This is a genomic window from Kitasatospora sp. NPDC101176 (assembly GCF_044768035.1).
Classification (GTDB): domain Bacteria; phylum Actinomycetota; class Actinomycetes; order Streptomycetales; family Streptomycetaceae; genus Kitasatospora.
Genome location: NZ_JBIWPA010000038.1, coordinates 75,602 through 90,425, shown reverse-complemented (window position 1 = coordinate 90,425; position 14,824 = coordinate 75,602). Strand labels below are relative to the sequence as shown.

At 74.2% G+C, this 14,824-nt stretch carries 13 protein-coding genes; 8 read left to right on the top strand and 5 right to left on the bottom strand.

Going from position 1 to position 14,824, the window contains the following annotated elements; genetic code table 11:
* The first annotated feature begins 412 nt into the window (after positions 1 to 412).
* Together ACIRS1_RS34180 and ACIRS1_RS34175 are read left to right on the top strand one after the other, a co-directional pair.
* Positions 413 to 1,942, top strand: coding sequence for a carbohydrate binding domain-containing protein (locus ACIRS1_RS34180; protein WP_402846089.1), 1,530 nt, complete (start codon positions 413 to 415; stop codon positions 1,940 to 1,942).
* Between the two features lie 191 nt (positions 1,943 to 2,133).
* Positions 2,134 to 3,624, top strand: a complete 1,491-nt coding sequence (locus ACIRS1_RS34175) for an SDR family oxidoreductase (protein ID WP_402846088.1) — start codon at positions 2,134 to 2,136, stop codon at positions 3,622 to 3,624.
* A 182-nt stretch (positions 3,625 to 3,806) separates the two neighbouring features.
* On the opposite strand, the gene ACIRS1_RS34170 is transcribed toward ACIRS1_RS34175, so the two are convergent.
* A complete protein-coding gene (locus tag ACIRS1_RS34170; protein ID WP_402846086.1) occupies positions 3,807 to 4,550 on the bottom strand; it encodes an SDR family oxidoreductase in 744 nt (247 codons plus the stop codon).
* Positions 4,551 to 4,662: 112 nt separating this feature from the next.
* Here ACIRS1_RS34170 and ACIRS1_RS34165 point away from each other — a divergent pair, with 112 nt between their 5' ends.
* Positions 4,663 to 5,388, top strand: coding sequence for a TetR/AcrR family transcriptional regulator (locus ACIRS1_RS34165; RefSeq protein ID WP_402846084.1), 726 nt, complete (start codon positions 4,663 to 4,665; stop codon positions 5,386 to 5,388).
* Between the two features lie 109 nt (positions 5,389 to 5,497).
* The gene (locus ACIRS1_RS34160) at positions 5,498 to 6,076 is read left to right on the top strand and encodes a hypothetical protein (RefSeq protein ID WP_402846082.1); all 579 of its coding nucleotides are present in this window, start codon (positions 5,498 to 5,500) and stop codon (positions 6,074 to 6,076) included.
* Positions 6,077 to 6,129: 53 nt separating this feature from the next.
* On the opposite strand, the gene ACIRS1_RS34155 is transcribed toward ACIRS1_RS34160, so the two are convergent.
* Entirely contained in the window at positions 6,130 to 6,756 is a 627-nt protein-coding gene (locus ACIRS1_RS34155) for an Imm43 family immunity protein (RefSeq protein WP_402846081.1), read from the bottom strand.
* A gap of 1,405 nt (positions 6,757 to 8,161) precedes the next feature.
* On the opposite strand from ACIRS1_RS34155, the gene ACIRS1_RS34150 reads away from it, so the two are divergent.
* Both ACIRS1_RS34150 and ACIRS1_RS34145 read left to right on the top strand, forming a co-directional pair.
* Positions 8,162 to 8,908: an alpha/beta hydrolase gene (locus ACIRS1_RS34150; protein ID WP_402846079.1), complete on the top strand. Its 747-nt coding sequence runs from the start codon at positions 8,162 to 8,164 to the stop codon at positions 8,906 to 8,908.
* 108 nt (positions 8,909 to 9,016) lie between these two features.
* On the top strand, positions 9,017 to 9,586 hold the full coding sequence (locus ACIRS1_RS34145; protein ID WP_402846077.1) for a HEAT repeat domain-containing protein: 570 nt from the start codon (positions 9,017 to 9,019) through the stop codon (positions 9,584 to 9,586).
* A 234-nt stretch (positions 9,587 to 9,820) separates the two neighbouring features.
* Here ACIRS1_RS34145 and def read toward each other — a convergent pair whose 3' ends face one another.
* Positions 9,821 to 10,423, bottom strand: a complete 603-nt coding sequence (def, locus tag ACIRS1_RS34140) for a peptide deformylase (RefSeq protein WP_402846075.1) — start codon at positions 10,421 to 10,423, stop codon at positions 9,821 to 9,823.
* 34 nt (positions 10,424 to 10,457) lie between these two features.
* On the opposite strand from def, the gene ACIRS1_RS34135 reads away from it, so the two are divergent.
* The gene (locus tag ACIRS1_RS34135) at positions 10,458 to 11,087 is read left to right on the top strand and encodes a winged helix-turn-helix domain-containing protein (RefSeq protein WP_402846073.1); all 630 of its coding nucleotides are present in this window, start codon (positions 10,458 to 10,460) and stop codon (positions 11,085 to 11,087) included.
* A 134-nt stretch (positions 11,088 to 11,221) separates the two neighbouring features.
* Here the strand turns inward: ACIRS1_RS34135 and ACIRS1_RS34130 are convergent, their stop codons facing one another.
* Together ACIRS1_RS34130 and hemC are read right to left on the bottom strand one after the other, a co-directional pair.
* Positions 11,222 to 11,737, bottom strand: coding sequence for a hypothetical protein (locus ACIRS1_RS34130; RefSeq protein WP_402846071.1), 516 nt, complete (start codon positions 11,735 to 11,737; stop codon positions 11,222 to 11,224).
* 325 nt (positions 11,738 to 12,062) lie between these two features.
* Positions 12,063 to 12,998: a hydroxymethylbilane synthase gene (gene hemC / locus ACIRS1_RS34125; RefSeq protein ID WP_402846069.1), complete on the bottom strand. Its 936-nt coding sequence runs from the start codon at positions 12,996 to 12,998 to the stop codon at positions 12,063 to 12,065.
* 449 nt (positions 12,999 to 13,447) lie between these two features.
* Between hemC and ACIRS1_RS34120 the strand changes: the two genes are divergently transcribed.
* Positions 13,448 to 14,653 (top strand): cytochrome P450, encoded by a 1,206-nt coding sequence (locus ACIRS1_RS34120; protein ID WP_402846067.1) that lies wholly within the window; start codon positions 13,448 to 13,450, stop codon positions 14,651 to 14,653.
* The last annotated feature ends 171 nt before the right edge of the window (positions 14,654 to 14,824 follow it).

Below are 14,824 nucleotides of genomic sequence, written 5' to 3'. Positions count from 1 at the left end.
GGGGGGGGCGGTCCCGCCGGGGCCCTCGACGGCGCCCTGGTTATGGTGTCCCCCCCCTGCGGGGGCCGCGGCCGGGCCCGGCCCCCCCGGGGGGCGGGGGGGGCCGCCGCCCCCCCCGCCCCCCCACCGGCGCGTCCGGCACCCCGCCTTAAACACTTCCTAAAACCTTCCCAGGGCGGCCTTTCGATGCGCCGGAAGAGCTTGACGTGCACAGCTGGTCTAGTCCAGTTTGATGCTCAGCACCGCGCAGCCCCACCCCGCACCGCTCCCCACGCACCGCGCAGCCCCACCCCGCACCGCGCTCCCCACGCACCGGATCCGCCCCCGCACCGGACCAGCCCCCAAGCTGCCGCCCGCCCCGTGTCTCCCCCCCTCGCGGCGCGGGCGGCCCCACGTCCCGAGAGGCACCCCCATGCCCAGCGCGCTCCGACCCACCCCCACGCACCGCCGTTCCGGCGGCCGCACCAAGCTGCTCGGCCTGGCCGCCGCCACCGCGCTCGCGGCCGGCGGTCTGGCCCTCGTCGCCGGGAACGCCGGAGCCGCCGACGCTCCCGGCAACCTGCTCGCCAACCCGGGCCTGGAGAGCGGCGCACTGAGTCCGTGGAGCTGTTCCGGCGGCACCGGCAGCGTCGTCAACTCCGGTGCCCACAGCGGGAGCCACGCGCTGAAGGGGGCGGTGGGCGCGAGCGACACCGCGCAGTGCGGCCAGAGCGTCGCGGTGCGGCCCAACACCACCTACCAGCTCAGCGCCTGGGTGCAGGGCCAGTACGTCTACCTCGGCGCCACCGGCAGCGGCGTCACCGACCCGGCCACCTGGACCCCGGGCGGCGCCGACTGGCAGCGGCTGTCGACGAGTTTCACCACCGGCCCGGCCACCACCAGCGTCACCGTCTACCTGCACGGCTGGTACGGGCAGGGCGCCTACCTCGCCGACGACGTCACGCTCACCGGCCCCGGCGGCACCCCCACCACCCCGCCCACCTCGGGCACCCCGACCGGCACGCCCACCGGCGGCCCGACCGGCACCCCGACCGGCGGGCCGAGCACCCCGCCGCCCGACGTCGCCGTGCCCGTCGCCCCGTACATCGACATGGGCGCCTGGCCCACCCCGTCCATGCCCGCCATGGCCAAGGCCGGCAACCTCAAGGCCTACACCATGGGCTTCGTCACCGCCGTCGGCTGCAAGGCCAGCTGGTTCAACGCCTACGACCCGCGCACCGGCTGGGCCAAGGACCAGATCGACGCGCTGCGGGCGGCCGGCGGCGACGTCAAACTCTCCTTCGGCGGCGCCAGCGGCACCGAACTCGCCGCCGCCTGCACCTCGGTGGACTCCCTGTTCAACGAGTACGACGCCGTGGTCAACGCCTACGGCCTGCGCTACGTCGACTTCGACATCGAGGGCGCGGCCATCGCCGACACCGTCTCCAACGACCGCCGCTCCGCCGCGCTCGCCAGGCTCCAGCAGGCCCACCCGGGCCTCAAGGTCTCGTTCACCCTGCCCGTCCTGCCCGAGGGCCTGACCTCCGAGGGCGTCGCCATCGTCAAGTCGGCCCGGGACGCGGGCGTCGCCGTCGACCTGGTGAACATCATGGCCATGGACTACTACCGGGCCGGCACCGACTACGGCAACGCCGCCGTCCAGGCCGCCCAGGCGCTCTTCGGGCAGCTCAAGGCGCTCTACCCGGCCCGGACCGACGCCCAGCTGTGGGCCATGGTCGGGGTCACCCCGATGCTCGGCGAGAACGACGACCACCAGATCTACAACCAGGCCGCCGCCCAGCAGTTGGTGAACTTCGCCAAGCAGAACCACCTCGGCATGCTGGCCTTCTGGGACGCCACCCGGGACGCCAACGCCTGCACCGGCGGCTCGCTGTCCACGTGCACCAACATCCCGCAGCAGCCGTACGAGTTCGCGAAGATCTTCGCGCAGTACGCGGGCTGATCCGCGGGCCGATCACCGCGGGGCGAGGTGCCGGCGGGCCGGGAGGCCGCCGGCACCTCGGCGTTCCGGAGGACCGGGACCTGTTCCCGGCGGGCGGCGATGCCGGGGGCCGACCGCCCGGAAATTGGCATCTCATCAGGCCGGACCGTCCACTACAGTCCCACCCACCTGCACGACCAGAGGGGGCGGACATGACCGGCATGACGGTCCGGGACGACGAGAACCAGCACACCGGCACCACGGCGGCGGCCGAAGCCGCCGACGGCCGCGGCACGACCGGCCCTACGGGCCGCGTCCGCGATGCAGGCTGTGTTGGCGATGCGGGCCGCGTCGGCGATGCGGGCCGTGACCTCACCGCCGAGGAGCTCGCCGCCTTCGACCGCACCCTCGGCCGGCTGCGCACCCTCCCCGCACACTCCCGCACCCGGCAGCACGCCGAGCGGCAGCTCCGCTCCTTCGTGACGGAGAGCCGCAAACTCCGCCGCCGCGAGGCCCGGGACACCCTGCGCCAGGCCGACGCCGAGCTGCTCGCCGGCACCGCGACCGGCGCCCGGCACCGCCGCGAGGACGCACCGCTCGCCACCGCCCACGGGCCGGTCGGCGATCTGCGGATCCCGCGCAAGTGCTACGTCTGCAAGGGGCCGTACCGCCAGGTCGACGCCTTCTACCACATGCTCTGCCCGGACTGCGCCGCCGAGAACACCGGCCGCCGCACCCTGGGCACCGACCTGCGCGGCCGCCGCGCCCTGCTCACCGGCGGGCGCGTCAAGATCGGCTACCACCTGGCCCTGATGATGCTCCGCGACGGCGCCGAGCTCATCGTCACCAGCCGCTTCCCGCACGACGCCGTCCGCCGCTTCCGCGCCGCCGAGGGCAGCGGGCAGTGGTGGGACCGGCTCACCGTGGTCGGCATCGACCTGCGCGACCCGCGCCAGGTCATCGGGCTCACCGACCGGCTGACCGCCGAGGGCCGGCCGCTGGACGTCCTCGTCAACAACGCCGCGCAGACCCTGCGCCGCCCGCCGGAGTCCTACGCCCTGCTGGCCGCCGGCGAGCGCAGCGCCCTGCCCGCCGCCGAGCGCCGGGCCGTCACCCACGCCCCCGGTTTCCAGCCGCTCTCCGCGCTCACCCAACTCCCCTCGGGTGCAGCCTCCTTGCTCGACCTCACCGACGAGGCCGGGCTGCTGCCCGACCTCTCCCCGGCCAACTCCTGGTCCGTCCGGCTCGGTTCGCTCGACCCGGCGGAGGTCCTGGAGACCCAGCTCGTCAACGCCCTCGCCCCCACCCTCCTGTGCGACCGCCTCCTCCCCCTCCTCCTCGCCTCGCCGCACCCCGCCCGCTACATCGTCAACGTCACCGCGGTGGAGGGCCGCTTCGCCGTCCGCAACAAGACCGCCGGCCACCCCCACACCAACATGGCCAAGGCCGCGCTCAACATGCTCACCCGCACCAGTGCCGCCGACCTCGCCCGACAGGGCGTGCACATGTGCGCCGTCGACACCGGCTGGATCACCGACGAGAACCCGGCACCGAAGAAGGCCCACCTCGCCGACCAGGGCTTCCGCACCCCGTTGGACGTCGTGGACGGCGCGGCCCGGGTCTACGACCCCATCGTGCGCGGGGAGGCCGGCCACCCGGTGTCGGGAGTCTTCCTCAAGGACTACCGCGAGGTCGCGTGGTGACGCCCCCGCACGGGTGACACCCCGGGCTGCGGCGACGGGTCGTCAACGTCCGCTGCACGGATGCGCGCACGGGCAGCGGACCGACCGGCCGCACCCGGGTCGTCCGCCCGGGTGCGTGCCCGGAAGCGCGCCCGGTCCGGGGCTGACTCCGGACCGGGCGCGATCATCCGACTATCCCCGGTTCAGCGCCCGGTGGGAAGGTTGGCCCCACCGGTGCAGTCGAACACGACACCGGTGACGAAGGTGTTGGCGGCGAGCAGGTGGATCGCCCGCGCGACGTCCTCGGCCCGGCCGACCCGACCGACCGGGGTGGTCGCGGCGAGGCCGTCGAAGAGCGCCGTCCGCTGCTCGACCGGGACGCGGTCCCACCACGGGGTGTCGATCACGCCCGGCGAGACCGCGTTGATCCGCAGCGGGGCGAGCTCGACGGCCAACGGCGGGACCATGGCCTCCAGGGCGCCGTTGATGGCGGCCAGTCCGGCGGTGCCGGGGATGGCGGCGCGGGCGGAGGCCGCGGTGATCAGGGTGACCGAACCGTCCTGGCGCAGGTGCGGGAGCGCCGTCTGCAGGACGCGGACCTGCGGCCAGAACTTCGCGTCGAACCCGGTGGCCAGATCGGCCAGATCGAGCCCGGCGAACGGGCCGCTGCCGGCGGCGCCGCTGACCGCGACCACCAGGTGGTCGACGGTGCCGACCTCCGCGAAGAAGGCGGCGACCGCCTCGGCGTCCGCGGCGTCCACCTGGTGACCGGTGGTCTTGCCGCCGATCCGGGCGACGGCCGCGTCCAGGCGCTCCCGGTCGCGTCCGGTGATCACGACCTCGGCGCCGTCCGCGGCGAAGGCGACGGCCGAGGCCTCGCCGATGCCCGAGCTGCCGCCCATCACGACGACGTGCTGTCCGGCGAAGAGTTCAGAGGTGGTGCTCATGGTGGTGCATCCTCCGGATTGTCGAGACCGCTAGTTCCGGTAATGATGGTTGTCGAGACTGTTAGTCTTGTCAAGGGGATGCAGCGAACCGCAGCAGAGAAGAGGGACCGCCATGCCAGCGACCGACCCCCGGCCCGACACCCCGGCCAACCCGGGCGCCCCTGCTCCGGGAGCCACGGCCCAGGACGCCGCGGCTCCGGACACCGCGACTCCGTATACCGCGACTCCGGACACCACCGACCCGGGCGCCCCCGCGACCCCCACCCGCCCGCACACCGGACGCCGCCGCAACGAGGCCGCCCACCAGGCGATCCTCGACGCCACCCTCCGCCTGCTCGCCACCTCCGACGGCACACCCGTCACCATCGACGCCATCGCCCGCACCGCCGGCGTCGGCAAGCAGACCGTCTACCGCTGGTGGCCGTCCAAGGGCGCCGTCCTGCTCGACGCCCTCACCGACCGCGCCGACCAGGACGTCCCCGGCGCCGACACCGGCACCCTGCGCAGCGACCTCCGCGCCTTCGTCGCCACCACCTTCGACGGCGCCCAACGCGGCCCCACCGCCCCCGCCCTGCGCACCCTCGTCCGCGAAGCCGCCCGCGACCCCCACCTCGCCGACCTCATGCAGAGCTTCACCGCCACCCGCCGCACCGCCCTGCGCGAACTCCTCGCCCGCGGCCGCGAACGCGGCGAACTCGCCGAGGACACCGACCTCGACCTGGTCGTCGACCAGGTCTACGGGGTCTTCTGGTACCGCTTCCTGCTCGGCCACGCCCCACTGGACGGGACGGTCGCCGACCGGCTCACCCGCTCCCTCCTCGACGGCAACGGCCGGTAGCCCACCGGCCGGGCACCGCCCGACCGGGCACCGAGCCGCCCGACCGCCCGTGGTGTACTACGCGGGTCCACCGTTCAGGCACCAGCCCGCACCAGGAGCGAACCGTTCGATGAGTGCCGCCTGCCCCCAGTGCGCCGCACCGGACCACGCCGTCCCGATACCCCGGGCGGTGGCCGACCCGAGCACACCCCTCGACGGCCCGACCCGCGCGCTGCTGGCCCCGCCGCCCGAACCCCGACCGGCACCCGGGCAGGCCGGCACGGCATCGACGGTGCTCTACGGCATCGCCGCCGCCCTCGCCGTACTCGGCGTCGTCTCGCTGCTCCACGGAGCCCGGGACCTCGACCGCTACGACGCCGCCTACCGGCTCGGCTACCGCCTGGGCCCGTTCGTCCTCCCCGGCCTCCTGGTGGTCTGCGGCCTGATCGTGCAGGCCGTGTCCCGGCGGCGGCGCCGGCAGGCGGCCGCGATCGTCCTGCCCGCCCAGAAGGCCCAGTGGCAGCGGAACCTGAGCGTCTGGCAGGCCGGCTGGCTCTGCCTCGGTTGCCGGGCGGCGTTCTTCCCCGACGCCGCCATCCGCCCGGACTTCCCGGCCTCGCCGGCACTCCCCCTCGACCAGTTCCCGCTCTGGGTGATGACCGCCGCCGAGCGCGCCTTCGGCCCCACCTCGCCGCCCGTTCCGCACTGACCGTCCACGGCTCCCGGCCCTGGGCGGCCGGCCCGGGCTCGGACGAGTCCGGGTCAGGCGCTCTGCAGTGATCCGATCCCCGGCAACGGCACGAACTCGACGCCCTTCGGCCCCAACCGCTCCGCGGCCTCGGCGAAGCGGCGGGAGCAGAACGCGACCCCCGACAGCGCCACCGAGTCGAGCAGGAAGAAGTCCCGCTCCGGCGACTCCGCGAAGCGCAACTCCCACACCTTCTTGACCTGACCGTCACGACGCAGGTCGATCCGCGACCGTTCCGGATCGACCAGCCGCTCGGTGCTCAGCAGCGCGGACCGCGGGAACCGTACGAAGGAGTACTCCTTCGCCGGGATCGGACGCCCCTTCGCGGACACCACCTGCAGCCGCGACACCTGCCAGTCACCCGTGTCCCCGGCCCGCAGCAGCTCCAGGAAACCCGCACTGACGACGTGTCCGCCGAAGGCCGTGTGGAAGTCGAAGCCGTAGGACCGGTCCTTGGTGACGAGCCACAGCTCGGCCGGAAGGTCATCGGGCGGCCCCTCTCCGGGGGCGTCGTGCTGCCAGCCGTACGTCATCGGCCGGTCGAAGGCCCCCTCGGCGAACTCCTCGTGGAGAACACCGTTCAGGAAGACGGGGCACCGAGCCTCACCCCTGTACGCCAACGCGAAGTACTGGTCATCCACCGGCCACACCCTAGCCCCGCCCCCCCGACACACCCCCGCCCCCAGGACCCCGGACACCCGGAGCGAATATGACGACCGGTCTACATATGCAGCTCCCTCGACAGCAGCCTCCGGCACAGAAAGTCGACACCTCCGACTTCCCACTCCACGCCTCGGCACCTCACAGAATATGACGCTCGGTCTACATATTCACCCCAAGAATCGAGGCACAGGCCGACGAGCGAGTCGAGCGAATTGCACCGGAAGTCGACCAGGCCGACTTCCCGTGCAGCGCGACCCAGCTCCTGAGGAATATGACGGTCGGTCTACATATTACAATCGCGCAGGCGGAACAGGAGCTGCCAGGGTCACGACGTACGGCGGAAGCGGCGGCCGCTCTGGCGGTAGGACCAGGCGAGGGCCAGGACGATCGGGCTCCAGAGCATGGCCGGCGCGGCACAGAATCGGGCCAGCGTCTGCCACCCGCCGTCGCTGAACCGACCGCCTTCACCCCGGGAACACCGGAGCACATCGCCTACCCCGCTCGGCCTCAACGCCGCCGCCGCGCACCGGCCCCTGGTCCACGACCGGCTCGCGTGATGCGGCGCCACAAACGTGCCGCACCAGACGAATTGGGGGACGCCGACATCAGGACGCCGGGCGGCGAATGAGGCAGTACGGCATGGAAGGACAGACGGCCGAACCTACGCTCGCGGCGCATTGGCGAACCGATCTGCGCCGCAACAGCTCGTGCCGTCATTGGGGGCGCCCAGGTCGGCAACCGACCGGATCATCAATGTTGCCGGCCAGCTGCTCTCGCTCAACCCTCGTCACGCTTCCGCAGGAGCGCCGCACTGATCATCGACGGCAGCGGCACCGACACTGCCTGGTCGTAGCCACCGGCAAGCCCCTTACCGGCAATCGTCACGACAGCAGGGCTTGAGGCGAGTCCGCGCCCGCGTCGAGCACGCCTCCGCCCGGATGAAGCCCGGAAGATCCTTCGCGAGTGCCGCCTCAAGGGGGAGGGCTTCCCGCGATGTCGTGGATCGATCGCGGACAGCCCTCAGGCCGACTTCCTGTGCGGCGCGGCCCGGCCCAGCCCAACCCCGAGGAAATATGACGGTTGGTCTACCTATTCCACTCGCTCGGGCGGGCACAGGAGCTGCGCACGGGAAGTCGGATGGGCCGACTTCCTGCGCAGTAAGGACCGGGCCTGCTGGGGTTGCGCCGCCCGGTCGGTGGCGCGGCGGAGCACCCCAGGCCGCTTCCTCTCTCGTCCAGGGGGAGCGCAGAGCCGGCCGGGATCGTCGTGCGGCTGCTGAGGGCGAAACCGGGAGGAGCGTGCGAGGGTTCTCGGCGAGAATGCGGCGGGCGGGGACGGGAACAGGGCGGGATCCGGCGCCGCCCGCGAGGGTCGGGAGGGCTCATGCGCTTCAGCTCGGAGACGACCGACGGCGGCGTCACGGAACGACGGTTCACGCTCGACGGCGTCCCGGGGGTGCTGTGGTCCCCCGCCGGTGCGGTCGGCGGCCGCCCGCTGGTGCTGCAGGGGCACGGTGGCGGTCAGCACAAGCTGGCACCGGGGCTGGTGGAGCGGGCGCGCCGGTGGGTGGCGCGGTGCGGCTTCGCGGTCGCGGGCCTCGACGCGCCCGGGCACGGTGAACGACCGCGGACCGCCGAGGACGAGTGGTTCCCGGCCGCCGTCGGCGAGTTGCTGGCGAACGGTGAGCCGATCGGCGAACGGGTCGCCCGGCACACCGCCGCGCTCGCGGAACGGGCCGTCCCCGAGTGGCGGGCGGTGCTGGACGCCCTGCAGCGGCTGGACGAGGTCGGTGCGGACGGTCCCGTCGGGTACTGGGGTCTGTCGCTGGCCAGTGTGGTCGGCGTTCCGCTCGCCGCCGCCGAACCCCGGATCACGGCGGCCGTGTTCGGGCTGGCCGGGCACGGTTCGCTGGACCGGCCGGCGGCCCGGGTCGACGCCGCGGTGGAGTTCGTCGTGCAATGGGACGACGAGTTGGTGCCGCGCGAGGCGGCGCTCGCGCTGTTCGACGCCTTCGGCACCCGGGCGAAGGTGCTGCACGCCAATCCCGGTGGCCACCTGGAGGTGCCCGCCGCGCAGGTGGCCTCCTCGGCACGGGCGCTCCACCGGCACCTGACCGGGACCGACGCCTGACCGGGACCGGTGCCTGACCGGGGCCGACGCCGAACCCCGGCCGGCGGCGCCGTCGGGGGCGGCGAAATCCCGTTGCCGGGAGGGGCCGGGCCGCCGGACACTCGGGCCATGCTCGGATTCGTCAGCACCGACGACCAGTCCCTCGTCTCCTGCCTGGCCGACCCGCAACGCGCCGTGCCGGCCTACCAGGAGCTGTTGCGGCGCGGGGAGGGCGTGATCGGCGCCGTCCGCGCCGGGCTGTCCCATCCGGACGCGGCCGTCCGGGAGGGCTGCTGCCGCCTGTTGGACCACCTGGTGGACGTCGAGTCCATGCCCGCGCTCATCACCATGGCCGACGATCCCGACGCCCGGGTGCGGGTGGCCGCGTTCCACGCGCTGGCCTGTGACCGGTGCAAGGGGGACACCTGCGCGCCGGGGCCGGACCGGGTCCTGGAACCCGCGCTGCGGCATCTGGCCACCGACTCCTCCCCGCTGGTCCGGTCGATGGCCGCCGAGCTGGTCGGCAAGTTCGTCCACGTCGACGCGCGCGCCGTCGCCGCGCTGGAAGCGTCCCGCGCCGGGGATCCGAGCCCGGCCGTCCGGAAGAAGGCGAGCTGGTACGCACCCGGCGGCAGCATCTACCGGCGCACCGCCCCACCCACGCCCGGCCGCCGCCCGGGCCGCCGCCCGGAGCGGTGAAACTCGTTCGGAGTCAGGCGAGTCGGGAGCGACCGGCCCCGTGGACGGGAGGCCCGGACACCGCCTCGCCGACCGATCCGACCGACCCGGCGGAGCAGGCCATGGACGAACCGGCAAGGGCGCGCTTCCCGGGCCGCGCCGGTCACGTCGCCCGTCGCCGGAACGTCGGCCCACTCGGCCGGACCGCATCCGAGGATCCTCGACGGGGCCGGACCGCGGGAACAGGCGCGGTGGTCAGCCCGCGGGCCTCGCGGCGGCTGCGGCGGCTGCGGCTCGGGCGGCGCGCTCGGCGAGGACGGACTCGCGGCGGTCGGCGGACTGCCGCAGGACGCGCTTGCGGTCGCGGCCGGACAGCCGGTCGATGTAGAGGCCGCCGTTGAGGTGGTCGGTCTCGTGCTGGAGGCAGCGGGCGAAGTAGCCGGTGCCCTCGATGGTGACGGGCTCGCCGTCGCGGTCGAAGCCGTGCACCACCACCCGGGCGGGGCGGGCGAGTTCGGTGTTGGCGCCGGGTACGGAGAGACAGCCCTCGGCGTCCTCGATGAGTCGGCGGCCCGGCTCCTGCGGTTCGACGACCGGATTGAGGACGTGGCCGACGTGCCGGGTTCCCCGGTCGTCGAGGCAGTCGTAGACGAAGAGGCCGAGGTCCACGTCGACCTGGTTGGCGGCGAGTCCGCACCCGTCGGCGGCGTACATGGTGGCGAACATGTCGTCGATGAGCCGGGCCAGCCGCTCGCTGCCGTAGTCCGTCGCGTCGGCCGGGCGGCAGGTACGACGGAGGATCTCCTCCCCGACCTCGGTGATCCGCAGGACGGTCGGGCGTTCACGCAGTTCGGACATCGGCGCTCCCTCGTCGATCCGGCTCCGGCCACGGATGGCCGACGGCTTGTCAGCTGCTTTGCAAAGTAGCAGACTTTGCAAAGTGACCGACGACCCCACCGCCCCCGCCACCGGCACGCTGCCCGAGCACGCCGTGCGCACGGCCCTGCTCCGGGTGCTCGCCGAGACCGGCACGCTCACCTCGACCGAGGCCGCCGCCCGGCTCGGGTTCAGCTCGGGGCTGTGCTCGTTCCACCTGCGCCAGCTGGCCCGCCACGGGCTCGTCGAGGAGGCCCCGCCCGTCGACGGACGTGCCCGGCCCTGGCGCCTGCCGCGGGAGCCGGACCCTGCCGAGGCCCCCGCCGGGCACCCGGCCCGGGGGGCGGGACAGGAGGCGGACGGGTTCGGCGAGCTCGCGCGCGGCCTGGAGGACGAGAGCTACCGGCGCTGGCTCGCCCACCGGGACGGGGCTCCCGTCGACTGGCTCCGGGACGAGGCGTTCAGTGCCGTCGTCCACCTCACCCCCGCCGAGCTGTCCGCCGTCGGCGCGGAGATCCGCCGGGTGCTCGCCCGCTACCGCGACCGCGACGACGACCCGGCCGCCCGGCCCGCCGACGCCCGCCCGGTCGCCGCCGTGGCCCGCCTCTTCCCGCTCCTGCCGGGCGAGGACGGGCCGGAGCACTGACCCGAGCACTGACCCGAGCACTGGCCTGAGCACTGCCCCGAGGACTGCCCCGAACACCGACCCGAGCACTGGCCGTGCCCGGCCGCACCCTCCCGCCGGCCGAGGGGGATCCGGCGGGTTCCGCCGGACGCGCCTCAGCCGGCCGCGCCCTCCCGGCGCGACCGGGACCACCCGGCGCGGAGCAGCGGCCCGGCCAGCAGTCCGGTGCCCGCGCCGATGGCGATGCCCTGCACGCCGTCCCAGACGTCCTGTACGTCGCACTGGCGCCCGATCGCGGGCACCGCGTACTGGACCGCCGACACCACGAACGGCAGCGCCGCCGCTCCGATCAACGCCTGCACGGCCCGCCGCCGGGTGCCGGCCAGGGCGGCCGCGAGCCCGACCGGGGCGAAGGCCGCCAGCTTGAGGTCCAGGTGCCGGACGGTCAGCAGCTCGTGCGCCGAGCGCGGCCGCCCGCCGGCCACGGCGCAGTGCCGGACGGCGTCCGCGGACAGTCGGAACGCGTCCGGCAGCAGTGTCGCCGTGACCACCCCGCCGAGCCCGAGCAGCAGCAGGAAGCCCACCGCCCAGTGCGCGCGCAGCAGCCGCCCCGCCGGCCGGTTCAGCAGCGCCGCCGGGACCAGGGCGAGCAGCAGTCCGGGCCAGAACATCGGGATTCGGTCGATAACTCCACTGATCACGCCCCAACGGACGCTTCGAACACCCGCCCGGTTCTGCCGCAAGCCCGGCGAACGGAGCGGTCGGAAGAGGGGCGTGCGAACGGTCTGACCTGCGGACGGACGGGCGGGCACACGGTCCGGGCGGCCCGACCCGCCGGGGCCCTCGGGCGGGCGGACGGCCTCCGGGCCCACCCGACGGTCGGGCGTGCACGATCCGGACGCACGCCCGGCGGGCGGGCGACCCGACCGGCCCTCGGGACCGACCAGCGCAGTCAGCACAAGACCGGCACCCGCCCGGCACCCGCCCACCGCCCGATCAGTGCGGGATGCCCGCGATCAGCTCCTGCGCGCCCTGCCGCTTGAGCGCCAGCGCGGTCGAGGTGCCGAGGTCCTCGGGGCTGAGCGCACCCGCCCACTCGTGGGCGTCCAGCACCTGCTTGCCGTCCGGGCTGAACACCCGGCCGCGCATCGAGAGCCGGCCGTCCGCCTCGGCCCTGGCGTAGCCGGCGATCGGGCTGTTGCAGTGCCCCTGCAGCACGTGCAGGAACATCCGCTCGGCCGCGGCCTCGCGCCAGGTGTCGCGGTGGCCGATCGCGGCGATGGCCTCGATCGTCGCCTCGTCGTCCTCACGGCACTGCAGGACGAGGATGCCGGCCCCGATCGGCGGGCACATCGCGTCGACGTCCAGGACCTCGGTGATCCGCGCCTCCTCGCCGATGCGCTCGAGGCCGGAGACGGCGAGCAGCAGGGCGTCGGCCTCGCCGGCCGCCAGTTTGGCCAGCCGGCTGTTGGCGTTGCCGCGGATCGGCACGCACACCAGGTGCGGGTGGGAGGCGGCGAGTTGGGCGACCCGACGGACGGAGGAGGTGCCGATCCGGGTGCCGGGCGGCAGTTCGGCCAGGGTCAGTCCGCCGGGGTGGACGAGGGCGTCGCGGATGTCGTCGCGGCGCAGGTACGCGGCGAAGACGGTGCCGGCGGGCAGCGGGCGGTCGGCGGGGACGTCCTTGAGGCAGTGCACGGCGACGTCGGCCTCCCCGGCGAGCAGTGCGGCGTCGACCTCCTTGGTGAACGCGCCCTTGCCGCCCAGCCGGGCGAGGTCTCCGGTCCAGCGGTCGCCCGAGGTGGTGACGGGCACCACCTCGGTGCGCAGCCCCGGGTGCAGGGCGGCGAGTTCGGCGCGGACGCGCTCCACCTGGGCGAGCGCCATGGGAGAGGAGCGGGAGACGATGCGAATCAGCTCAGGGGTGGCCATGGCGTGATGATAGGCGCTCGAACACCCGCCCCTGACCGCACGTCAGGCGCCGGGCCACCGGGTCGCACCGAACGGCCGACGCCCCGCCACGCCCCGCCACGCTCCGCCACCGACCGCCACCCACCGGCCACCGGTGCCCCGCGCACGCCGGAAATACCGCGCGAGAAGACGGCGAGAACGCCGCGAGAATGCCGTCGCATCACATGACCATCATCCGGCTCACTCATTTGAGCGAACTCCCTTGGCAGGCAAGATTTTTGCCGATCCATGGGGGAACATCGGCTTGTCCGGGCCCGAACAACAGGGCCCGGCGAGGAATCCGCCCCCGGGTGGTACGCCCACGGCGCTCCACCCGGCCCATCAGACCGGGTCGCACCGGGGCGGCTCACAGCAGGCCGTTCACGGCAGGCAGGACACAGAAAGCAGTACCAGGACAATTGGACAGGCCCGTGACCACCACCGCCCCCGTGTGGGACTGCCCCTTCGACCACACCGACGGCCTGGAGTTCGACCCCCTCCTCAGGCGGCTGCTCACCGAGGCCCCGGTCGCCAGGATCCGACTGCCGCACGGCGAGGGGGAGGCCTGGCTGGCCACCCGCTACGAGGACGTCAAGGTGGTGACCACCGACCGCCGGTTCAGCCGCGCCGCCGGCATCGGACGCGACCTGCCGCGGATGACGCCCGCCCCGATCGCCCAGGTCGAGTCGATCAACCTGATGGACCCGCCGGCCCACAACCGCCTGCGCAGGCTGGTCGCCCAGGGCTTCACCAACCGCCAGGTGGAGCGGATGCGCCCGGCCACCCAGCGGATCGTGGACGGCTGCCTCGACGAGATGGCCGAGCACGGCTCCCCCGCCGACCTGGCCCACTTCCTGTCCGCCCGGCTCCCGCTCACCACCATCTGCGAGATGCTGGACATCCCGGAGCCGGACCGCGCCGAACTGCGCGGGCACGCCGTGGCGATGATGGCGACGGGCCCGGGCGGCCGGGACGGCCAGGAGGCCGCCAAGGCGGCGCTGCGCGGCTACTTCACCGAGCTCACGGCGGCCCGGCGGGCGCACCCCGGCGAGGACCTGATCAGCGCCCTGGCCACCGCCCGGGACGGCGAGGAGCTGCTGGACGACCAGGAGCTGGCCGTCATGGCGATGGTCCTGCTGGTCACCGGTCACGACACCAGCACCTACCAGCTCAGCAACATCACCTACACGCTGCTCACCCACCCCGAGCAGCTGGCCAAGCTGCGCGCCCGGCCCGAACTGCTGCCGCGCGGTCTGGAGGAGCTGCTGCGGTTCATCCCGTTCCGCCAGGGCGTCGGCATCGCCCGGGTCGCCACCGAGGACGTGGAGCTCGGCGGCACGCCGATCCGGGCGGGCGAGGCCGTGCACGTCTCCTACCTCACCGCCAACCGGGACCCGGCCGTCTACGAGCGGCCCGACGAGCTGGACCTCGACCGGGGGGCGCCGACCCACATGGCCTTCGGCCACGGCCAGCACCACTGCCTCGGCGCTCACCTGGCCCGGATGGAGCTGCAGGTCGCCGTCGGCACCCTGCTACGGCGCTTCCCCCGGCTGCGGCTCGCCGTCGACCCGTCCGAACTGGACTGGCAGACCGGCTCGATCTGGCGCTACCCGCGCACCCTGCCGGTCGCCTGGTGACCGACCCCGGGGGCCGGTCACCGAGCGGTCCGGTGACCGGCCCCCGGTGACCGACCGCCCGCACACCCCAGCCCGCGCACCCCCGCCCGCGCACCCCCGCCCGTCCAGGCCCCACCCCCGCACCCCCGCCCGCACACCCCCACCCCACGCACCCGCCCGTCCAGGCCCCTC

Excerpts from the sequence above, each read along its gene's own strand:
- ACIRS1_RS34175 (WP_402846088.1), top strand. The coding sequence starts at position 2,134 with ATGACCGGCATGACGGTCCGGGACGACGAGAACCAGCACACCGGCACC.
- def (WP_402846075.1), bottom strand. The coding sequence starts at position 10,423 with ATGTCCGAACTGCGTGAACGCCCGACCGTCCTGCGGATCACCGAGGTC.
- ACIRS1_RS34130 (WP_402846071.1), bottom strand. The coding sequence starts at position 11,737 with ATGTTCTGGCCCGGACTGCTGCTCGCCCTGGTCCCGGCGGCGCTGCTG.
- ACIRS1_RS34180 (WP_402846089.1), top strand. The coding sequence starts at position 413 with ATGCCCAGCGCGCTCCGACCCACCCCCACGCACCGCCGTTCCGGCGGC.
- hemC (WP_402846069.1), bottom strand. The coding sequence starts at position 12,998 with ATGGCCACCCCTGAGCTGATTCGCATCGTCTCCCGCTCCTCTCCCATG.
- ACIRS1_RS34145 (WP_402846077.1), top strand. The coding sequence starts at position 9,017 with ATGCTCGGATTCGTCAGCACCGACGACCAGTCCCTCGTCTCCTGCCTG.
- ACIRS1_RS34150 (WP_402846079.1), top strand. The coding sequence starts at position 8,162 with ATGCGCTTCAGCTCGGAGACGACCGACGGCGGCGTCACGGAACGACGG.
- ACIRS1_RS34160 (WP_402846082.1), top strand. The coding sequence starts at position 5,498 with ATGAGTGCCGCCTGCCCCCAGTGCGCCGCACCGGACCACGCCGTCCCG.
- ACIRS1_RS34170 (WP_402846086.1), bottom strand. The coding sequence starts at position 4,550 with ATGAGCACCACCTCTGAACTCTTCGCCGGACAGCACGTCGTCGTGATG.
- ACIRS1_RS34135 (WP_402846073.1), top strand. The coding sequence starts at position 10,458 with ATGGCCGACGGCTTGTCAGCTGCTTTGCAAAGTAGCAGACTTTGCAAA.
- ACIRS1_RS34165 (WP_402846084.1), top strand. The coding sequence starts at position 4,663 with ATGCCAGCGACCGACCCCCGGCCCGACACCCCGGCCAACCCGGGCGCC.